Source organism: Mariniflexile fucanivorans (assembly GCF_004341235.1).
In the GTDB taxonomy this organism is placed as follows: Bacteria; Bacteroidota; Bacteroidia; order Flavobacteriales; family Flavobacteriaceae; genus Mariniflexile; species Mariniflexile fucanivorans.
This window is the reverse complement of record NZ_SLUP01000005.1, coordinates 181,364-203,468: the sequence shown is the minus strand read 5'-3', so window position 1 is coordinate 203,468 and position 22,105 is coordinate 181,364. Positions and strand designations below refer to the sequence as shown.

The 22,105-nt window shown below is 34.1% G+C and carries 13 protein-coding genes and 1 tRNA gene; 11 read left to right on the top strand and 3 right to left on the bottom strand.

Going from position 1 to position 22,105, the window contains the following annotated elements:
- Positions 1 to 36: 36 nt before the first annotated feature.
- The 3 genes from EV196_RS11620 (at position 37) to EV196_RS11610 (ending at position 3,839) form a co-directional block, all read left to right on the top strand.
- Complete coding sequence (locus EV196_RS11620; RefSeq protein WP_132217930.1) at positions 37 to 888, top strand: GLPGLI family protein; 852 nt, start codon at positions 37 to 39, stop codon at positions 886 to 888.
- 111 nt (positions 889 to 999) lie between these two features.
- Positions 1,000 to 3,699, top strand: coding sequence for a carboxypeptidase regulatory-like domain-containing protein (locus EV196_RS11615; protein WP_132217929.1), 2,700 nt, complete (start codon positions 1,000 to 1,002; stop codon positions 3,697 to 3,699).
- Between the two features lie 58 nt (positions 3,700 to 3,757).
- Positions 3,758 to 3,839, top strand: a tRNA-Tyr gene (locus EV196_RS11610).
- A 285-nt stretch (positions 3,840 to 4,124) separates the two neighbouring features.
- Here the strand turns inward: EV196_RS11610 and EV196_RS11605 are convergent.
- Together EV196_RS11605 and metK are read right to left on the bottom strand one after the other, a co-directional pair.
- Positions 4,125 to 4,571, bottom strand: a complete 447-nt coding sequence (locus tag EV196_RS11605; RefSeq protein WP_132217928.1) for a hypothetical protein — start codon at positions 4,569 to 4,571, stop codon at positions 4,125 to 4,127.
- A gap of 194 nt (positions 4,572 to 4,765) precedes the next feature.
- Positions 4,766 to 6,019, bottom strand: coding sequence for a methionine adenosyltransferase (gene metK / locus EV196_RS11600; protein ID WP_132217927.1), 1,254 nt, complete (start codon positions 6,017 to 6,019; stop codon positions 4,766 to 4,768).
- Between the two features lie 602 nt (positions 6,020 to 6,621).
- Here metK and ilvD point away from each other — a divergent pair.
- The 7 genes from ilvD (at position 6,622) to EV196_RS11565 (ending at position 17,799) form a co-directional block, all read left to right on the top strand.
- Positions 6,622 to 8,304 carry a dihydroxy-acid dehydratase gene (gene ilvD, locus EV196_RS11595; RefSeq protein ID WP_132217926.1) on the top strand — a complete coding sequence of 561 codons (1,683 nt, stop codon included), beginning with the start codon at positions 6,622 to 6,624 and terminating at the stop codon, positions 8,302 to 8,304.
- A gap of 61 nt (positions 8,305 to 8,365) precedes the next feature.
- A complete protein-coding gene (ilvB, locus tag EV196_RS11590; RefSeq protein ID WP_132217925.1) occupies positions 8,366 to 10,099 on the top strand; it encodes a biosynthetic-type acetolactate synthase large subunit in 1,734 nt (577 codons plus the stop codon).
- Between the two features lie 111 nt (positions 10,100 to 10,210).
- Positions 10,211 to 10,744 (top strand): acetolactate synthase small subunit, encoded by a 534-nt coding sequence (gene ilvN / locus EV196_RS11585; protein WP_132217924.1) that lies wholly within the window; start codon positions 10,211 to 10,213, stop codon positions 10,742 to 10,744.
- A gap of 15 nt (positions 10,745 to 10,759) precedes the next feature.
- On the top strand, positions 10,760 to 12,235 hold the full coding sequence (gene ilvC / locus EV196_RS11580; protein WP_132217923.1) for a ketol-acid reductoisomerase: 1,476 nt from the start codon (positions 10,760 to 10,762) through the stop codon (positions 12,233 to 12,235).
- Between the two features lie 68 nt (positions 12,236 to 12,303).
- The gene (gene ilvA, locus EV196_RS11575) at positions 12,304 to 13,569 is read left to right on the top strand and encodes a threonine ammonia-lyase IlvA (protein WP_132217922.1); all 1,266 of its coding nucleotides are present in this window, start codon (positions 12,304 to 12,306) and stop codon (positions 13,567 to 13,569) included.
- Between the two features lie 171 nt (positions 13,570 to 13,740).
- On the top strand, positions 13,741 to 15,333 hold the full coding sequence (locus EV196_RS11570) for an NADP-dependent glyceraldehyde-3-phosphate dehydrogenase (RefSeq protein ID WP_132217921.1): 1,593 nt from the start codon (positions 13,741 to 13,743) through the stop codon (positions 15,331 to 15,333).
- A gap of 228 nt (positions 15,334 to 15,561) precedes the next feature.
- A complete protein-coding gene (locus EV196_RS11565) occupies positions 15,562 to 17,799 on the top strand; it encodes a DUF7133 domain-containing protein (protein ID WP_132217920.1) in 2,238 nt (745 codons plus the stop codon).
- A gap of 65 nt (positions 17,800 to 17,864) precedes the next feature.
- On the opposite strand, the gene EV196_RS11560 is transcribed toward EV196_RS11565, so the two are convergent.
- Entirely contained in the window at positions 17,865 to 20,681 is a 2,817-nt protein-coding gene (locus EV196_RS11560; RefSeq protein WP_132217919.1) for a TonB-dependent receptor, read from the bottom strand.
- A 297-nt stretch (positions 20,682 to 20,978) separates the two neighbouring features.
- Here EV196_RS11560 and EV196_RS11555 point away from each other — a divergent pair, with 297 nt between their 5' ends.
- Positions 20,979 to 22,010 carry an AraC family transcriptional regulator gene (locus tag EV196_RS11555; RefSeq protein WP_132217918.1) on the top strand — a complete coding sequence of 344 codons (1,032 nt, stop codon included), beginning with the start codon at positions 20,979 to 20,981 and terminating at the stop codon, positions 22,008 to 22,010.
- The last annotated feature ends 95 nt before the right edge of the window (positions 22,011 to 22,105 follow it).

Below are 22,105 nucleotides of genomic sequence, written 5' to 3'. Positions count from 1 at the left end.
ATAATTTTAAATCAAAATTTAAAAATCCAATATTTTATGAAAAGTCATTCTATTAAAATAAGTATTAGCTGTTTTGTGTTTTTTGTTTCTGTTATGGCATTTGCCCAAAAAGATTTTCAAGGGAAAGCCTATTATGAATCTAAAACCACTGTAGATATGAGTAGTTTTGGAGGAGGAGATATGAGTGATGAACGAAGGAAAGAAATAGCTTCACGAATGAAAAGCATGTTTGAAAAAACATATATTTTAACATTCAATCAATTGGAATCTATATATAAAGAAGAAGAAAAATTAGATGCTCCAGGTGGTGGCGATAGTCGTTTTGCTGGTATGATGAGTAGTTTTTCCGCAGGACCGCAATACAAAAATATTAAAAACAAAGAGTTATTGCAGGATCAAGAATTTTTTGGAAAGCAATTTTTAATTAAAGATTCGTTACCGCAATTAGACTGGAAAATGGAAGGTGAGACAAAACAAATTGGTCAATATATGTGTTTTAAAGCCACAACAACTAAAACAGTAAATACCGATAATATTCCAAATTTTAGAAGACCATCAAGAGGTGAGGAAACCGAAACTGAAAAACCTACAACTAAAGATATAGAAGTAGTAGCGTGGTACACCATGCAAATTCCTGTAAACCTAGGTCCTGATGAGTATTGGGGGCTTCCTGGGTTGATTTTGGAAATAAATGCTGATAGAACCACTATTTTATGTTCTAAAATTATATTAAATCCAGAAGAAAAAGATGTTATAAAAGTACCTTCTAAAGGAAAAGAAGTTACAAAAGAAGAATACACAGCTATTGTGAAAAAGAAAACCGAAGAGATGCGCCAAAATTTTAGGGGTAGTGGAGGCCCTGGCGGAGGCGGAGGTGGACGCAGATAACATTCGTAATTAAACTCTATAAAAAGTTAGTAAAACAAGCATATTAAAAATTTTATCACATAAAATAATTAATAGCAAACACCATGTGTCCATAATAAACATAAAACACACTTGAGACAAACAATAATTGCGTTGCTATTTTTAGCAACAAGTTCGGTAGCTCTTTCCCAAATAAAACTAGAAGGTGTCGTAAAAGATAGTATTGGAAACCCGCTTGAGTTAGCCAATGTAGTTGCAATTAACCAAGAAACAAAGGGTTTAGAATCCTATGGCATAACAACCGATCTAGGAAAGTTTAAACTTAGTTTGAAAAAGAACACGATCTATAAACTTCAGGTAAGTTATATAGGTATGAAAACGGACGAACAAATCTTCGAAGCTAAGGAAAGTGATGTTACTAAAAACTTCACATTGCGAAATGATAATACCTTAGATGAAGTAAATATAGTTTACGAAATGCCCGTAGTTGTTAGAGGTGATACTTTAATATACAACGCAGATTCTTTTAATAAAGGTACCGAACGGAAACTAGAAGATGTTCTTAAAAATTTGCCAGGTGTTGAAATTAATGATGAAGGACAAGTACAGGTTGAAGGAAAAACGGTTTCAAAAATTATGGTAGATGGTAAAGAGTTTTTTGATGGCGATACCAAATTAGCAGTTCAAAACATTCCATCAAATGCGGTAGATAAAGTGCAGGTGCTTAAAAATTATTCAGAGGTTGGGCAATTAAGTGGCGTTACCAATAATCAAGATAATGTGGCTATTAACATTAAGCTAAAAGAAGGGAAAACTAATTTCTGGTTTGGAAATATAACGGCTGGTGGGGGTGCTTCCAACCAAAATGGGCTTTATTTATTTCAGCCTAAACTGTTTTATTACAGTCCGAAATACAGTATCAATACGATTACAGATTTTAATAATTTAGGTGAAATTGCTTTTTCACGTCGCGATTATTTTAACTTCACAGGTGGTTTTAGAAGCCCAAGCAGAAGTAGCGGTACCAATATTGATTTAGGAAGTAATAGTCTTGGGTTTTTAACGGCTCAAAACAATAGAGCAAAAGCTATTAACACCAAATTTGGAGCAGCTAATTTTAGCTGGTCGCCCAATAAAGCGTTGGATTTAAGTGGTTTCGCCATTTTTTCAGGAAATAGAACAGACATGCAAGAAATTAGAGATGTTCAGTATTTTGATAATGCGTCAAGAAACGAAAATAAAGAAACTAATACCCATCAAAGTAGCGATTTGGGCATGGTAAAATTATCTGCTAAATACAAACCCAATAGCAGTAACCAATTAGATTATGATATTTTAGGAAGGCTTTCAAAAGAATCTCAAGACCAAAACGTTTTGTCAACTCAAATAGGAACTATTAACGAGCTTGAAAATTCGAGTCCTTACAGTATCAATCAAAATTTAAATTATTATTACACGCTTGATGCTGCCAATATTTTTGCTTTAGAAATTCAGCATTTCTTGCAAGATGAAGATCCGTTTTACAATGCTATTCTGGATAATAAAGATAATTATGATAAAACGGCAACTATTTTAGGTTTGGATGCCAACCAGTTAGATTATGATGTAGCTCAAGATAAGCGCGTAAAATCTAATCAAATGGATGCTAAATTAGACTATTGGAATATCCTAAATAAGAAAAGTGATATTAATTTCACCTTTGGAAGCATCTTAAGTTCACAGAAATTCAATTCTGAAATTTTCCAGTTTTTGGATGATAATTCTGAATTTGATCCTACACCAACTATTCTAAATGGTTTAGATACCAATGCTATTGAATATAATTTTACCGACTTATATTTAGCAGCACATTATAGGTTGAAATCGGGCAAATTCACCTTTACACCAGGTGTTTCAGCACATGCTTATAGTACAAACAACACTCAGTTTAATGTTAAAACCACCGATAATTTTTTCCGAATCTTGCCAGATTTCAATATGCTTTTACAATTAAAGAAGAGTGAGCAAATTACCTTAAATTACAAAATGCAAACACAGTTTACCGATGTGTCAAAGTTTGCAAGTGGCTTGGTGTTAAATAGCTATAGTTCGTTGTTTTCGGGTGTTCCAGATTTGGGAAATGCCTTGTCTCATAATATAAATTTATCCTATTTTAGCTTTAACTTGTTTAATTATACCAATGTGTATGCCAGTTTAAACTATAACAAAAGCATTGATAATATTAGAAATGTGTTGGAGCCCGTTGATACTAATAGTGTTGTGTTTGTAAGTTCTCCATTTAATTCTGGTTTTGCTGATGAAAGTGCTAGTGCCAATGGAAGGTTTCAGCGTACTTTTGGATTGATTAGAGCCTCGGTAAATGGGAATTTAAGTTACTCAAAATTCAATCAATTTTTTCAAAGCACACCTACTGTAAACGAAAGCTTTTCTCAAAGTTATGGGTCGGAGATAAGAACCAATTTTAAAACGGCACCTAATGTTGAAATTGATTATCGTTATAGCATTCAAGAGAATAATAACACCAAGTTTTTTACAAAATCACCGTCTATTGAAGTAGATGCGCTTATTTTAAAAGTGCTAACGTTTAAAACCGATTTCTCTTATACTAATTATAGTGATGAAGATAAAACCATAAATAATTATAAATTTTGGAACGCATCATTAGCCTATAAAAAAGATAAAGATTCTAAGTTGGAATATGAAGTGAAAGCCACTAACTTGTTCAATACCAAGGCGCAAAACAGCACAAGTTCTAGTAATATATCGGTAAGTGCTACCGAATATTATATACAACCATTATTTGTGTCGTTTAGGTTGCGGTATGAATTGTAAAATAGCGCATTTTTATTTTGCATAGTTGAGAAACAATGATATATTTGCGCTCGGTTTTGGGGAGATACTCAAGCGGCCAACGAGGGCAGACTGTAAATCTGCTGACTTAGTCTTCGCAGGTTCGAATCCTGCTCTCCCCACAAAACTTAAAAAGCAAGCTGATAAGCTTGCTTTTTTGATTTTATATGTATTTTTAGAGGGTTCGTTTAACGGGTTTGTATATGGTTTGTTGCGTGGTTTAATTAACTAATTTAGTAAATAAATACCGACCAAAAAAAGTCCGCGAGGACTTTCGTAAGTAGGTGAGAAGCCAGCAATAAATTATATACGTGTTATGTGTTGGGTGAAATTCAATATAAATATTGTCATTTTCTAGAATTACTCTTTTCGCTTGTCTACTATATTAGTAGTTATAAATCACCTTTTTATTTTAGAAAATAAATTCTTTCATTTTCTCCCTTATCTATCCATAATCTCCAACTCGATTGATAATCAAGATTGAAATACATAATTCCTCCTTTTAGGTTTTCACATTTTATCGTAAAGTATTTGTCAGTGGAGTTAAGATATGTTTTTTCAAAGCAATTCAATATCTTAATACTAGTTTTCTTATTGTCCCACATAGTCACTAGACGTCCATTTGTGTTTCTATCTTTCTTTTCAATTAAAAGCACAAAATCCACAGGATAAGTTTCACCTTTTTTCTCAAAATCCATATCATAAATGTATGTGTTTTTGAATTCAAAAATATGTTTATCAAAACTAGTTATTTCCCCTGTTTCTTTATCCCAATGGTAGCTGAATTTTTGAGAGAATAAAATGTTGCTTGAAATTAAAATTAACAAGAATAGTATATTTTTATTTATTTTCATAGTGTGTATTTATTGAAAATTATTGTAGGCTTCTATTCTGCCTTACACATAATGCAAAGATAAAGTTCCGTTTCAATGAACTTTATTGGTTGTTAAACGAAGGTAGTTGAAATTTTCTACAAAGTCAAGTTTGCCATAAATAAAAAAGACCATCTTAATAGACGGTCTTTTTCAAAATATATTAAGAGTAAAAGTTATAAACTAAAAGCAGCTTTTACTTTATCAACATAATCCAGTTTTTCCCAAGTAAATAACTCAACATCTAAAGTGATGCTTTCGCCATTTGGTTGGTTAAATGTTTTTGTTACAGTTTCGTTTACACGTCCCATATGCCCGTAAGCAGCAGTTTCGCTGTAAATAGGAGCGCGTAGTTTTAAACGTTCTTCAATAGCAAATGGGCGCATATCAAATATTTTTGAAACTATGGTAGCTATTTCGCCATCGGTTAAATTAAAAGGGCAAGTGCCATACGTATTAATAAAAATACCCATTGGTTCTACAACCCCAATAGCATAGCTTACTTGTACTAAAACTTCATCGGCAACTCCCGCGGCTACTAAGTTTTTTGCAATATGTCTGGTTGCGTAGGCAGCACTTCTATCTACTTTACTTGGGTCTTTTCCAGAGAATGCACCACCACCATGAGCGCCTTTGCCACCGTAAGTATCTACTATAATTTTACGACCTGTTAATCCAGTGTCTCCATGAGGGCCACCAATAACAAATTTACCTGTTGGGTTTATGTGGTATTTAATATCGCTGTTGAATAACGCTTGAATGCCTTCTGGTAATTTGGCAGCAACTCTTGGTATTAAAATATCTACAATGTCTTTTCTAATTTTTGCAAGCATGGTATCATCATCTCCAAAATCATCATGTTGCGTAGAGATTACAATGGCATCGATACGTTGCGGAATATTATCATCGCTATACTCAATAGTTACCTGGCTTTTAGAATCGGGTCTTAAATAAGTAATGTCTTTATTTTCTCTGCGTAGTTCAGCAAGTTCAATTAAAATTCTATGCGATAAATCTAATGCTAAAGGCATGAAATTTTCCGTTTCGTTGGTAGCGTAACCAAACATCATCCCTTGGTCGCCAGCACCTTGCTGCTCTTTAGAAGCACGATCTACACCGCGGTTTATGTCATCCGATTGCTCATGAATTGCCGAAAGTACACCACACGAATTACCGTCAAACATGTATTCGCCTTTGGTATATCCAATTTTATTTATGGTGTCACGAGCAATTTTTTGAACATCTAAATAGGTGGTCGATTTTACCTCACCTGCGAGAATTACTTGACCTGTAGTAACAAGGGTTTCGCAAGCTACTTTCGATTCTTTGTCAAAAGCTAAAAAATTATCAATTAAAGCATCACTAATTTGGTCTGCTACTTTATCTGGGTGTCCTTCAGAGACACTTTCAGAAGTAAATAAATACGCCATTGTTTTATATTATGCGGAAGATTTGACGATAACGTCGAAGGAAGTTTACACTGCCTTTAGCATTTTTATTTATACCTAAATTTTGTTGGTATAAAGAGGTTGCAATCAGTCAAATCCTTCCTCTGTTATTTCTGTTGCAAAAGTAAAAAAATAAAAGGAAATGCAAATTGTTTTTTATTTTTTTAACGAATAAATAGGCTTTCATGTTTTTATTTTCAACATTTGTTTTAAATATGAAGAAACAAATATTAAATAGTATTTCTGTAAATGGCGCTGTCATTATTTTGCATCGTTAAGGAGGCTTATTTATATACGATATTAAATATTATGAGCCTTCCGTAAATGGAAGGTTTTTTTATTGAATATTTTGAGTGTTTTGAACATCATAAAAAAATTTATTTAAAAATCTGATAATCAGTTGTTTGAATTGTTTTTAAATGCAATGGATTTAGCCATGAATAAGAAAAATTTGCCGCTATAAAATCATAATAAATTATTTTCGAGCCATATTATAAAAGTTGACGATTTTTTAAAGGACTTACAGAATCGATAAAACAGTAATATATAATTAGAAAAAAGCATAAAATTATCCACATAAAAAAATGAGTAAACTAAATAAGCACAGTAGTAGATTAACACAAGATGAATCGCAACCGGCTTCTCAAGCCATGTTGTACGCCATAGGTTTAACTGATGATGATATGCAAAAAGCCCAAGTGGGTATTGCGAGTACTGGATATGATGGAAACCCATGTAACATGCATCTAAACGGTTTGGCAGCCGAGGTGAAAATTGAATGTAAAATTGCTGGTTTAGTTGGTTTAGGTTTTAATACTATTGGTGTTAGTGATGGTATTTCTATGGGAACGTCGGGTATGAATTATTCTTTGGCTTCCAGAGATATTATTGCAGATTCTATTGAAACAGTTATGCAAGCACAAAGTTATGATGCGCTTATTTCAGTTGTTGGTTGTGATAAAAATATGCCAGGAGCGGTAATCGCTATGTTGCGTTTAAATCGTCCATCCATTATGATGTATGGAGGCACTATTGCATCAGGGAAATATAAAGGAAGAAAACTTAATATTGTTTCGGCATTTGAAGCTTTAGGACAAAAAGTAGCAGGTGAAATTGATGACGAAGAATACAGGGAAATTATAAAAAGTGCGATTCCAGGTGCAGGTGCCTGTGGTGGAATGTACACAGCAAATACCATGGCTTCTGCCATAGAATGTATGGGCTTCTCATTACCTTACAATTCATCTATTCCTGCAGAGAATCCAAATAAATTATCAGAAAGTGAAAGAACAGCGATTGCTATTAAAAACTTATTGGAATTAGATTTAAAACCTTTAGATATCATTTCAAAAAAATCTATTGAAAATGCGATTGCATTAGTAAACGCTTTGGGCGGATCTACAAATGCCGTATTACACTTTTTAGCCATTGCACATGCGGCTGATATTGAATTTACATTAGAAGATTTTCAGCGTGTTAGTGATAGAACACCGTTAATAGCCGATTTAAAACCTTCTGGAAAATATTTAATGGAAGATGTTCACGGTATTGGAGGAACACCCGCCGTTATGAAATATTTATTGGATAATGGTTATTTACATGGTGATTGTATGACTGTTACGGGAAAAACATTAGCTGAAAATTTAGCCGATGTAGAGCCGCTTTCATTTGAAAACGACCAAGATGTTATTTATCCAAAAGATAAAGCCTTAAAATCTTCAGGGAATTTACAGATTCTTTATGGTAACCTTGCGGAAGAAGGTGCGGTTGCAAAAATTTCAGGGAATGAAGGGTTGCTTTTTGAAGGTAAAGCAGTGGTTTATGATGGTGAACAAGCAGCAAATACGGGCATTTCAAACGGTGAAGTAGCAAAAGGAGACGTAGTCGTCATTCGCTATGTGGGTCCAAAAGGAGGTCCAGGAATGCCAGAAATGTTAAAGCCAACTTCACTTATTATGGGTGCTGGTTTAGGTAAATCGGTTGCTTTAATTACCGATGGACGTTTTTCAGGTGGAACTCACGGTTTTGTAGTAGGTCACATTACGCCAGAAGCACAAGAAGGTGGTGCTATTGGCTTATTGAAAACAGGAGATACAATTAGAATTAGTGCTGAAGATAATACCATTAATGTTTTACTTTCTGATGAAGAATTAGCCGAAAGAAAAGCCCAATGGAAACAACCAGCATTAAAACATACAAAAGGAATACTTTATAAATATGCAAAATCTGTAGCATCAGCATCAAAAGGATGCGTTACCGATTTATAATTAAAATAATGTTTTGTCATTCCCACGAAAGTGGGAATCTCATGTATAAAAATGAGAATTTATGGATACACAAACAGCAAATAAAAAACAAGAAGTGGCACAAGAAACTATGCGTATAACAGGAAGTGAGGCAATTATAAGATGCTTATTAGCCGAAGGTGTAGATATTCTTTATGGATATCCGGGAGGGGCTATTATGCCAGTTTATGATGAGTTATTTAAATTTCAAAAGGAAATACATCATGTATTGGCACGTCATGAACAAGGCGCAGTACATGCTGCACAAGGTTTTGCACGTATTTCTGGACGTGTTGGTGTTGCGATTGCAACCTCAGGTCCAGGCGCAACAAATCTTATTACAGGTATTGCCGATGCGCAAATAGATTCTACACCCTTAGTATGCATTACTGGGCAGGTGTTTTCACATTTATTAGGAACTGATGCCTTTCAAGAAACCGATATTATTGGTATTTCTACACCAGTCACCAAATGGAATCACCAAATAACAAAAGCTTCTGAGATTCCTGAAGTGTTGGCAAAAGCTTTTTTTATAGCTAAAAGTGGTCGTCCGGGTCCTGTATTAATTGATATTTCTAAAGATGCTCAAGTAAGTGAACTGGATTTTAAATACGAAAAATGTAAAGGTGTAAGAAGTTTTATTCCTGTTCCTAAAACAAATCTGGAAGCGGTTAAATCTGCAGCTCAATTAATAAATTCAGCTAAAAAACCTTTAATTGTTTGGGGTCAAGGTATTATTTTAGGAAAAGCAGAGGCTGAGTTAAAAGCTGTTTTAGAAAAAGCTGGTATTCCTGCTGCTTGGACTATTTTGGGTGCTTCGGCAGTTCCAACTTCACATCCATTAAATGTGGGTATGGTAGGTATGCATGGGAATTATGCACCTAACAAATTAACGAATGTGTGTGATGTGCTTATTGCTATAGGGATGCGTTTCGACGACCGTGTAACTGGTAATTTAAATAGCTACGCAAAACAAGCAAAAATAATTCATTTTGATATTGATCCTTCAGAGATCGATAAAAACGTAAAAACAGACGTGGCTGTTATTGGCGATTCTAAAGATAGTTTAGCTAAGTTACTGCCTTTGTTAAATGAAAATAAACACGATTCGTGGTTGCAAGAATTTAAAGATTTGTATGCCATCGAATTTGAAAAAGTTATAAAAGATGATATCTATCCTACTAAAGATGGTTTAACCATGGGTGAGGTATTAAAACAAATAAATATAGAAACCAAAGGCAATGCGGCCATTGTTTCAGATGTAGGTCAACATCAAATGATTGCCTGTAGATATGCCGAATTTACAACCTCAAAAAGCAACATCACTTCGGGAGGTTTAGGTACCATGGGGTTTGCATTACCAGCAGCAATAGGTGCTAAAATGGCTGCGCCAGATAGAGAAGTGGTTGCCATTATTGGTGATGGCGGTTTTCAAATGAATATTCAAGAATTAGGTACCGTTTTTCAGCAAAAAGTACCTGTTAAGATAGTGGTACTAAACAATGAATTCTTAGGAATGGTGCGCCAGTGGCAACAATTGTTTTTTGATAGACGTTATGCTTCTACTGAAATGACAAATCCTAATTTTGTAGCCATTGCAAAAGGATATTATATTGAGGGAAAACGTATTACTAAGCGTGAAGAATTGGCAGATGCCGTTAAAGAAATGATTGCTTCTAAAGAGTCGTATTTCCTTGAGGTTTGTGTAGAAAAAGAAGATAACGTATTCCCAATGATTCCTTCGGGAGCATCGGTTTCAGATGTACGTTTGTGTTAATATAGACAATAGAATAAAGAACCAAGAATAAAGAACCAAGAGCGCACAGGACAAAAAAAACATATAACGTCTTTTCTCTTTTTTCTCCTCTTCTTTTTATATTAAAAAAAAATGAACGAAGAAATAAAAACATTAACGATTTCAATTTATACCGAAAATAATATCGGGTTGTTAAATCGTATATCTGCTATTTTTCAACGCAGACATATTAATATTGAAAGCTTAACAACGTCACAATCGGAAATTGAAGGTGTTAACAGATTTGTAATTGTTGTAAATATTACAGAATCTCAAGCTAAAAAAATTATAGGTCAGTTTGAAAAACAAGTTGAGGTTATAAGAGCCTATTACCATAAAGACGAAGAAACTATTTATACAGAGTCTTGTATGTTCAAAATAAAGTCTGCTTTATTGTTTGAAGAACCTCAAATTCAGAATATTATAAAAGAAAGTAATTCCAGAATCGTTACTGTAAACAAAGAGTTTTTTGTGTTAGAAAAGTCTGGAAGAAGAAACGAAATTGAATCTTTACGTCGAGATTTAAATGTATTCGGAATTATGCAATTTGTGCGTGCTGGACGTATTTCAGTAACAAAAGAAGAAATGAAAATAACCGAAGCGCTTTTAGCCTTCAATAATCAATAATAACTAAAATTAAAAATGGGAAATTATTTTAACACACTATCGTTAAGAGATAAATTAACTCAATTGTCGAAGTGTAGATTTATGGATTCTTCAGAGTTTGAAGATGGTGTAAATGCTTTAAAAGGTAAAAAAATTGTTATCGTTGGGTGTGGTGCTCAAGGGTTAAACCAAGGATTGAACATGAGAGATTCTGGTTTAGATATTTCTTATGCATTACGTGCAGAAGCTATTGCTGAAAAACGTAAATCATATGTAAATGCATCTGAAAACGGATTTAACGTTGGTACTTACGAGGAGTTAATTCCAACAGCCGATTTGGTGTTAAACTTAACACCAGATAAGCAACACACCAGTGTAGTAAAAGCGGTGATGCCTTTAATGAAAAAAGGAGCGACTTTATCTTATTCTCACGGTTTTAATATTGTTGAAGAAGGCACCCAAGTACGTGAAGACTTAACAGTTATCATGGTAGCACCAAAATGCCCAGGAACTGAAGTAAGAGAAGAATATAAAAGAGGTTTTGGTGTTCCAACACTTATCGCAGTACACGAAGAAAACGATCCAGAAGGAAAAGGTTGGGCACAAGCAAAAGCGTATGCTGCTGCAACAGGTGGTGATAGAGCAGGTGTATTAGCATCGTCTTTTATTGCTGAGGTGAAGTCTGATTTAATGGGTGAGCAAACCATTCTTTGTGGATTGTTACAAACAGGATCTATTCTTTGTTTCGATAAAATGATTGAAAAAGGTATCGATGCTGGTTACGCTTCAAAATTAATTCAATATGGTTGGGAAACAGTAACAGAAGGTCTTAAATATGGTGGTATTACCAATATGATGGATCGTCTTTCAAATCCAGCAAAAATTAAAGCGTTTGAATTGTCTGAAGAATTAAAAGATATCATGCGTCCATTATTCCAAAAACACATGGATGACATTATGGAAGGAAGATTTTCTTCTGGTATGATGGCAGACTGGGCTAATGATGATAAAGATTTATTAGGATGGAGAGCTGCAACTGCTGAAACTGCTTTTGAAAAAACACCTGCTGGAAACGTTGAAATTTCAGAACAAGAATATTACGATAACGGAGTGTTAATGGTAGCAATGGTAAGAGCTGGTGTTGAATTAGCGTTTGAAGCTATGACCGATTCTGGAATTATCGATGCTTCTGCATACTACGAATCGTTACACGAAACGCCACTTATTGCAAACACCATTGCAAGACGTAAATTATACGAAATGAACTCTGTAATTTCTGATACTGCTGAATATGGTTGTTATTTATTCGATCATGCTTGTAAACCATTATTAGCAGATTTTATGAAGAAAATCGATACTGATGTTATTGGTAAAGCCTATGCAAAAGATAACGGTAAAGCGGTTGATAACGCTAAATTAATAGCCGTAAACAAAGCATTAAGAGAGCATCCAGTTGAAAAAGTGGGGTCTTTCTTAAGAGCTTCAATGAAAGCTATGAAACCAATAGTATAATATTAAGAACTATTTTCTTAAACCCACAATGTTTTTTAACTTGTGGGTTTTTTATAAAAATTCATTAAATGAGTCAGGAAAAATCAACATATTTTCCTAGTCTTAAAGATATAAAAGTAGCTGCCGATACCATTAAAAAGGTATCGGCAGTTACGCCTTTAAGTCCTAGCATAAGATATTCAAATCAATTTGGGGCCCATATTCTTTTAAAACGAGAAGATCTTCAACAGGTGCGTTCGTACAAAATTAGAGGTGCTTATAATAAAATAAGTTCACTTACTGCAGAAGAATCTAAAAATGGTGTAGTATGTGCTAGTGCAGGGAACCATGCGCAAGGTGTGGCTTTATCATGCAAACTTTTGAAAATAAAAGGGACTATTTACATGCCTTCACCAACACCTAATCAGAAAATTGAACAGGTAAAAATGTTTGGTGAAGATTTTATTGAAATTAAATTAGTTGGTGATACCTACGATGATGCGTATCATGCTTCCATGCTAGAATGTGAAGCATTTCAAAAAACTTTTATTCACCCGTTTGATGATAAAAAAGTTATTGAAGGGCAAGCAACCATTGGCTTAGAAATTTTACAACAAGCAACAGAACCTGTCGATTATGTGTTCATTGCTGTAGGTGGTGGTGGATTAGCAGCAGGGTTATCAACGGTGTTTAAAGAATTATCTCCCAATACAAAAATTATTGGTGTAGAACCAGAAGGTGCACCATCTATGATGGTTTCAATTCAAAATAATAAAAACACAGAATTAGAGCATATTGAAAAATTTGTTGATGGAGCTGCCGTAAAGCGTGTGGGCGATTTAACCTTTAATATTTGTAAAGCCAATTTGCATGCTATGTTAACAGTACCTGAAGGAAAGGTGTGCGAAACTATTTTAGAGCTTTATAATAAAGATGCTATTGTGGTAGAGCCAGCAGGTGCTTTAAGTATTTCAGCGTTGGATTTTTATGCCGAAGAAATAAAAGGGAAAAACGTGGTATGCGTTGTAAGTGGTAGTAATAACGATATTACCCGAACCGCCGAAATTAAGGAGCGTGCCTTGTTGTATGCTAATTTAAAACACTATTTTATTATTTTATTCCCACAGCGTGCTGGTGCTTTAAAAGAATTTGTGGTCGATATTTTAGGTCCTAATGATGATATCACCCATTTTCAATATACCAAGAAAACCAATCGAGAAAATGGATCGGCAGTTGTTGGTATTCAATTAAAATCTGCAACCGATTTAGAACCTCTAATTGCCAAAATGAAACAACGTAATTTTTATGGCGATTACTTGAATAATAAACCCGATTTGTTTCAGTTTTTGGTGTAATAAGTTTTTTTTTAAATTTTTTAGCCGAAAACGTTTGAGTCTTATGCATATTATTGGCATGTAAATATTATATTAAGAATTTGATATTTCTTTAGGTGTGTTTTTCGTTTTAAAAGGTTTGTGCTAAATTATAGGTATCTTAGCAAGAGTAAAACCATATAATTTTAAACAATGAGTACTGATTTTTTAGAAATTCCAGAACAATATAAAATAGACACCTTACTGCATCAAAAAACCTATTTAACCAATGGTGAATTGATTGAATGGAAAGGTGAAACTGCCGAAGTGTATTCAACCATATCTTCAACTTCAGAATATAAACCTACTTTGTTAGGAACCATTCCGCAGTTAGGTGAAAAGGAAGCTTTAGAAGTGCTTAATTCTGCCTTATCAGCTTATGATAAAGGTCAAGGTTCATGGCCCACCATGAAAGTGATTGATAGAATTGCTTGCATGGAAAAGTTTGTAGAGCAAATGAAAACCAAACGTGAAGAGGTTGTTAAACTTTTAATGTGGGAAATTGGTAAAAACCTGCCAGATTCTCAAAAAGAATTTGATAGAACCGTCGATTATATTTACGATACTATTGAAGCCTACAAACAAATAGACCGAGATTCTGCAAAGTTTGAAAAAAGTGATGGTGTGTATGCACATATTCGTAGAGGACCTTTAGGGGTTGTTTTATGTTTAGGTCCCTACAATTATCCGTTAAATGAAACATTTACTTTGCTTATTCCAGCATTAATTATGGGTAATCCTGTAATTTTTAAACCTGCAAAATTAGGAGTACTATTAATTTCGCCTTTATTAGAAGCGTTTCAAAATAGTTTTCCAAAAGGCGTTGTTAACGTAATTTATGGTCGTGGTCGCGTATTGGCAACTCCAATTATGCATTCAGGAAAAATAGATGTGTTGGCGTTAATCGGTAATAGTAAATCTGCGAATGCTTTACAGGCGCAACACCCAAAAGGAAATAGATTACGTATGGTTTTAGGTTTAGAAGCTAAAAACCCAGCGATTGTTTTGCCTGATGCCGATTTAGATTCAACAGTCGATGAATGTATTGCAGGTACTTTGTCTTTCAATGGGCAACGCTGTACGGCGCTAAAAGTGTTGTATGTACATGAGTCTGTTGTAGATGAGTTTAACAAACGTTTCACAGCAAAAGTAGATGCGCTTAAATTTGGAAATCCATGGGAGTCTGGCGTTAAATTAACACCACTTCCTGAAGTAGAAAAACCAGGTTATATAAAAGAGTTAATTGCCGATGCTTTAGAGAAAGGCGCGAAAATTTTAAATAAAAAAGGAGGCGTAGTAACCGATAATTTTATTTCCCCAGCCGTTTTATATCCAGTTAATACGGGTATGGATGTGTATAAAGAAGAACAATTTGGCCCCGTAATTCCTGTAATTCCGTTTTCGGATATTGAAGAACCTTTGCACGATATGGCAGAGTCTAACTACGGGCAACAAGTAAGTTTGTTTGGTAAAGATGTTAAAACTTTATCACCACTAATTGATACTTTAGTGAATCTGGTTTGTCGTGTAAATTTAAATAGTTCTTGTCAACGTGGTCCAGACGTTTATCCATTTACAGGAAGAAAAGATTCTGCGTATGGAACCTTAAGTGTTCACGATGCGTTGCGTTCATTTTCAATTAGAACTTTTGTGGCTTCAAAAGATAACGAGTACAACAATGCTATTTTAAAAGAATTATTAGATAAGAAAACGTCTAATTTTATTAGCACCGATTATATTCTTTAAAATCATCAAGAATCACTAAATTTTCTATTTAGTACATTTTTATTTAACTTTATTCATAATACCTTAAGGAGTAGTGTTTGCTACTCCTTATTATTTAGTGCAATATTTTTCACTGAAAAAAACTGTACGACTATTTTAGTATGGATATGTATATTTGGATTTACAGCCAATTTGTTAGTAAACTAAATAATTAACGTAAAAAACGACTTATTTTAATGAATAAACTAAATGATGATTAAAGACATTTTACCGATTTTACTCGTGGTTTTATTTTTCTTCAACTGTAAAAAGAAAGAATACGTAGACAAGATATACGAAAAACCAGAAATAGTAATGGAAGCTCCTTCAAATTTTCTTTCACCAGAAGAAAGTATGAAAACATTTTATTTGCCAGAAGGTTATAAAGTAGAGTTAGTGGCAAGCGAACCCATGGTAGACGAACCTGTAACCATTGCTTGGGATGGTGACGGACGCATGTATGTTGCAGAAATGAATACCTATATGCAAGATGTTGATGGTTCGGGCACCAATAGGTCTATTAGTAAAATAAAATTGCTTGAAGATACAGATGGCGATGGCAGAATGGATAAAAGTACCGTTTTTATTGATAGTCTTTTGCTTCCACGAATGATACTGCCTCTTGAAAATGAACTTATTGTAAATGAAACTTTTTCGTATGATTTATGGAGTTATAAAGATACCGATGGCGATGGTGTAGCCGATAAAAAAGAACGTGTTTATTACAACCCAAATCGTCGCGGTGGAAATTTAGAACATCAACAAAGTGGTTTGCTTTGGAATTTAGATAACTGGGTTTATACAACTTACAACCCAATACGTTTTAAATTTCAAAAGAATAAAGTTATTGTAGATTCTCTTGAAAACATGCCTAGTGGGCAATGGGGTTTAACCCAAGATGATATGGGAGTTATGTATTATTCTTCGGCAGGAAGTGAAAATCCAGCTTATGGTTTTCAACAGCCAGCGGCATATGGAAATTATAACCCTGAAGGCAGGTTGTCAGAAGGTTTTATGGAGCCTTGGCCAGTGGTTGGTACACCCGATGTGCAAGGAGGTCCGGATAGATTGCGTCCCGATAACACCCTAAACCATTTTACTGGCGTGGCAGGACAAGAAATATTTCAAGGTCATAGATTACCTCCTTCAACTTATGGTGATTTATTTATTCCAGAACCTGTTGGTAGACTTATTCGTCGTGCTAAAGTAAAAATTGAAGACGGCAAAAAAGTATTATACAATGCGTATGATCAAGCTGAATTTATGGCATCAACCGATTTGAATTTCAGACCCATACAAGCAAAAACAGGCCCCGATGGTGCGTTGTATATTGTAGATATGTATCGAGGTATTATTCAAGAAAGTAATTGGACTAAAAAAGGAAGTTCATTGCGCCCTGTTATTATTCGTAAAGAATTAGATAAAAACATAGGTAAAGGAAGAATTTACAGAATTGTACATGAAGATATTAAACCAGACAGTAAAAAACCCAATCTTTTAGGTAAAAAAGCTTCAGATTTAATTGAATATTTAGGACATAAAAACGGTTGGTACCGAAATACAGCACAAAAATTAATCATTCTAAAAGATGATAAATCGGTAATTTCAGAATTAAAGGAAATAGCTTCAGATAATAATTCGTGGTGGATTAAATTATTTGGAACCGATATGGATTTAGGAATTCAACGTGTACATGCGTTATGGACTTTGGAAGGATTGGGCGTGGTAGATAAAGCATTAATTAAAGAAAAGTTTTTAGATGAAGACGAAAGAGTGCGTGTTACAGCCATTCGATTAAGTGAGAAATTTTTAAAAGCTGGAGATACTGATTTGTTTTCTAGTTTAGAAAAATTGGCTTCAGATGGATCTTTAGAAGTTGCAAATCAATTAGCGCTAAGTTTACGTTATAGCAAAGACAAAAAAGCGACTGATATTCTTAATAAAATTGGTGCGAAATATGAAAGTAATGAAATTGTATCACACTCTGTAAAAGAAAGTTTAAAGAAAGACGATTCAAGATTAGCACAATTAAAAACACGTTTAGCCGCTAAAGGATTAGGAGATAAACAAAGTATTTTTAGAGGCTACGATTCGTATAATCAGCTTTGTATTACATGTCACGGCATCGATTTAAAAGGTGTGCCAACTGAAGATGGAACACTTATAGCGCCTACGTTAATTGGAAGTCCTAGAGTTACAGGTGATGAAAAAGGGAAACTTAGTAAAATTTTATTGAACGGACTTATTGGTCCTATTGATGGTACAGATTATGGAATTATGATGCCATTAAAAGCGAATGACGATCAATGGATTGCAGATGTGCTTACCTATGTTAGAGCTATGAATGATATAGATGGTGTTCATAAAAATGTTGTTAAGAAAGCCAGAGAACAATCTAAAGACAGAGAGGATTACTGGACTTTGAAAGAACTTGAAAAAGAAAAATAACATTTTCAAAAAGTTTAAGTAAATAAAAAAGTTGGATGAGAATCCAACTTTTTTATGCGATGGTTTTAAATCTTATAATTTAACTGTAAAAGTATCGCTCTTGGTAAAATAGGCACCACAACAAAACTAGCATCAGGATTTGCTTCGATAAATTCAGAAGTTGCTCCATTAGCATTCGCTGCAAAAGTGTTAGCGCCATAAAAATTTGCTAATCCATCAGAGTTTAGAAGATTGGTAGCTAATATATTGGCAGATAAATGACTATTTATTTTATATCCAATGCCTGCATCAAAAACACTATAAGCAGCCAATTGAAACGCATTGGCAACATTGCCTTCACGTTTGCCCATATAACGCCATTTTATAAAAGAAGCTGTTTTGTTTTTATTGTATTCAGCAACTACATTAAACATTAATTTAGGGTTGGAGGGTAGGGTGTTTCCTGAATAATCTGTGGTGCTATCATCACTCGTATCTACACTGTCAGCGGCATCGTAAATAAACCATTTAGTAGCTTTCGGATTTTGAATAACCCCATTAAATCGGAAAGCAAAATATTCTAAAGGTGTATATACACTTTCCCATTCTAACCCAATAGTTCTTGATGTGTTAAATTGAATGGGTGTATAGAAGATGCTACTGGTATCTTCATCAAATTCAAAATTAGTAACGCCAATATTTTTAAGTTCACTCCAAAATAAAGTGGTTGCGAATGAAAAGTCTTTTAAATTAGATTTTAATCCTAATTCAACCTGATTAATATCCTGTACTTCTCCTTTTTTGTTGATAGGAACGTTCGCGAAATTGTTGAAATAATAATTCAGTTCTGGAGCTTTATGTCCTTTTGAAAAACGTCCAAACAAAGCAGCATCATCTGTTATTTTATAATTAATTCCCGTAGAATAGGAAACATAATTATAGGTGTAGTTAAAAGCATCTTGCTCGCCAGTAGGCTGTAAAATGTTATTATCGTAAGCAGTGTTTTCATCACCATCTAAACCACCAGATTGCGTGAATGGCGCAAATCGATCGTTGCTTCCTTTGTGTTTAATGGTTTCAAAACGCACACCTAAATCAAGTTGAATATTGTCTGAAAGTTTCCAGCGGTCGTTTGCAAAAGTGGCTAATTGCGTAATGTTAGCTCTACTATTGGTAAAAAACAACGCACCATAATTACTCACACCATAAGCATCAGATAAAGCCATAACAGGCTCCCCAGGATTCTCTAAAGTAACTTGTAGTATTCTAGGGTTGTTTTCATAGGTTGAAAAAGCAAAACTACCTTGTGTAAATACCGAAGTATCTGAAAAACCAGAAGCCAATCCAAAATTTAAATCATGGTTTTCCCATTCTTTCCTAAGGGTAAATTGTTGCATAAATTCATCGGCATCATTATCCTTATACCATGTTGAGGTACCCATAACAGCATCGTTAGGGAGTGTGCCAGCGGTTAAATATTCAGATGGTTCACCGCTTGTAACACCAGTATTATCAATTCTAGCTAACTCATTTCCTGAATTTGCATCACGAAATACAATTTGTCCAGCAGGAAAAGGGTTTTGATAACTAACTAAAGCATAAACTGTAGGGTCGCTAATAGATACAAAAGCATTACTTATAGAGGTTTGCCAATTGGCACTTTTTGAAGAAAACTTCATGTTGTTTTTAAAAGACCAGCTGTTTCCTAAATTCTGAAAAACATCAAAACCAAAAGCTAAATCTTTAGCATGAACTCCTTGCGATGGATCAAAGCTGTTGGTGTTATTTAAATTTCTACCATCAGGAATATTAGCATGAAATTCTGGCATCATTAAAGCGGTAGAGTTGAAATCCAGACCAAAAGCCGCTTTTGGGTTATTCCAATCTGTAGCTGCAAGGCCGTTATATCGGTTTGTGTAATCGTTTAAATATTTTCCGTAAAGTTTTAAATAACCACTAGAGTTTTCTTTAATAACGTTGAATTTAAACTGTCCCCCTTTACTAAAAGTAAAATCTGTATTTCTAGCACCCTCATCAAGTCTGTAGTGTCCGCCAGCATTAAAAAACCAGTCGTTTCCCAAAGCGCCACCTAAAACACCATCTACTCTATATAATGGGTTGCCTTCTCCTTGAATCCCACTTTGTAATTGTATTTCACCACTTAGGTCTTCAGTGTAATTCCTAGAAATAAAATTATAAACACCACCAGGGGCATTCATCGCCGTAATGGAAGCGCTTCCGCCTCGTAATGCTTCTACTTTTGAAGTTGTTAAATCGGTACGATGAAAAAGATCCGATCCATAATAAGAGTGTTGCACTAAACTAACAGGCAAACCATCTTCTTGTAATGATACATAATACCAACCCAAATCGTCTTCGGCAGCAGCCGAAATACCTCGGGTGTAAACTTTGGTGAATACCTCGCCCGCAGAAGCATCAGCAAAAGTGCCAGGTATATTTTGAAGTAAATTGGCAGTTCCTTGCGGATAAACTTGTTGAATGTCTTTGGCTGTAAGGGTGCTAACAGAAGTGTTAGACTCTATGTGAGTTCTAGGGTTAAAAGTACCGGTTACAACTACCGTGTGTAGGTTTAGCAAATCGGTTTGTAAAGTATATGAAAACGTTTTATTGTTTGCATTAACTTCAATGGAAGTTTCAATGGTTTTATATCCTAAATGAGAAATAATCAGATTATAATTACCCGTTGGCACATTATTAATATTGAAATATCCATCCATATTTGTGGTTCCATATAAATGAGAAGTTGTGTTTAAAACAACAGTAGCACCTTCAATGGGTTTGTTGTTACTGTCTTTAATTGTTCCGCTAATGGATGTTTGAGCAAAGATAGAAACCGTGGAGGCTATTATCAATAAGGTAATGATATACTTAATTTTGATCATAAATAGGGATGATTTTTGTGTTTTATAAAATGAATGCAAATTTAAAAAATATATCATCATTCCTGTTTATATAAAATCACTGAAAGCGTTTAAACAAGTGTTTCAAATTTTATAAAATTTTGAGTAAATGGATGTGTTTTCTAATTTTTCTATCTAAAACGTTGTTATTCTGAAAAGAAACTAATTGGTTTCTAAGGCTCTTTGTAATAATAATCGTTTGATGAATCATGATTTTACTGATATTTTTAAATGTAAAAAAATTGTATTTTGCAAAGTGAAATTATTCAAACACTTTGAGTGAAAGCAAACAAAAAAAAGATTGAACCTTATAAAGCGGATGGCGTTGTCTATCATGCCGATACTTGTTTGCCATTAACGGACGCTTTCAAACGAAAAAAAATAAAGTTCAAAGCACTTGCAAGACATACCTATCCTGGTGATAGATTAGATGAAAACACATTGGGTTTGAATAGCTTGGGGTACTGGGATGCTAATGAATCTCAAGATTGGGGTTTGGATTGGCATAGAAATGAAGGTATAGAATTTCATTTTTTAGAATCTGGCAGCATGCCTTACGCGCAGGAAGGTAAAGAAGTGTTGCTTACACCAAATCATCTTACCATTACCCGACCTTGGGAAGCGCATAAAGTGGGAAACCCGCATATTGGCATGGGAAAATTTTATTGGGTAATTATAGATTTGGGTGTGCGGAGGCCACATCAAGATTGGGTTTGGCCCGATTGGATAACCTTAACACCACAAGATTTATCAAGGCTAACCACCATTTTAAGACAAAATGAAAAATCTATTTTAAAAACAAATCAAAGTATAAAAGATTGTTTTTCTCAACTTAATAAAGCGATTAATACAGACGAAAATGGCAGTAGTGCTTCTAAAATAAGAATCCTTATTAATTATTTACTTGTAAATTTACTTGATTTGCTCGATACGAATGATATAGTATTGAATGAATCATTAACGGATAGTTCCAGAAGTGTTCAATATTTTTTAAAAGAACTTGAAAAGAATTTATCAGAGCAATGGACCATTGAACTCATGGCACAATCTGCTGGTGTGGGATTAACACGATTTACATACCATTGTAAGCAAATTACAAACTTAACACCCATGCGTTATTTAACTATGAAGCGTTTGGATATGTCTAAAAAAATATTTCAAAGTAATAACAACTTAACCATTGCCGATGTAGCCTATATGTGTGGTTTTGCATCTAGTCAATATTTTGCAACTGTTTTTAAAAAACATGAAAAATGTTCGCCTAACGAATATAGAATGAAGTGTGAAGTGGCTAATTTGGAATTGGTTTAGCGTATTTTTTTTTGTTTGATATTTTTCACTGAATAAAAATAAACGGGTTTTTTATTCTAATACCTTATTTTCACAATGTTATCATGATTCTAATG

Bases quoted from the DNA above. Each gene is read 5' to 3' on its own strand.
- EV196_RS11620 (WP_132217930.1), top strand. From the start codon at position 37: ATGAAAAGTCATTCTATTAAAATAAGTATTAGCTGTTTTGTGTTTTTT.
- EV196_RS11605 (WP_132217928.1), bottom strand. From the start codon at position 4,571: ATGAAAATAAATAAAAATATACTATTCTTGTTAATTTTAATTTCAAGC.
- metK (WP_132217927.1), bottom strand. From the start codon at position 6,019: ATGGCGTATTTATTTACTTCTGAAAGTGTCTCTGAAGGACACCCAGAT.
- ilvD (WP_132217926.1), top strand. From the start codon at position 6,622: ATGAGTAAACTAAATAAGCACAGTAGTAGATTAACACAAGATGAATCG.
- ilvB (WP_132217925.1), top strand. From the start codon at position 8,366: ATGGATACACAAACAGCAAATAAAAAACAAGAAGTGGCACAAGAAACT.
- ilvN (WP_132217924.1), top strand. From the start codon at position 10,211: ATGAACGAAGAAATAAAAACATTAACGATTTCAATTTATACCGAAAAT.
- ilvC (WP_132217923.1), top strand. From the start codon at position 10,760: ATGGGAAATTATTTTAACACACTATCGTTAAGAGATAAATTAACTCAA.
- ilvA (WP_132217922.1), top strand. From the start codon at position 12,304: ATGAGTCAGGAAAAATCAACATATTTTCCTAGTCTTAAAGATATAAAA.
- EV196_RS11570 (WP_132217921.1), top strand. From the start codon at position 13,741: ATGAGTACTGATTTTTTAGAAATTCCAGAACAATATAAAATAGACACC.
- EV196_RS11565 (WP_132217920.1), top strand. From the start codon at position 15,562: ATGATGATTAAAGACATTTTACCGATTTTACTCGTGGTTTTATTTTTC.
- EV196_RS11560 (WP_132217919.1), bottom strand. From the start codon at position 20,681: ATGATCAAAATTAAGTATATCATTACCTTATTGATAATAGCCTCCACG.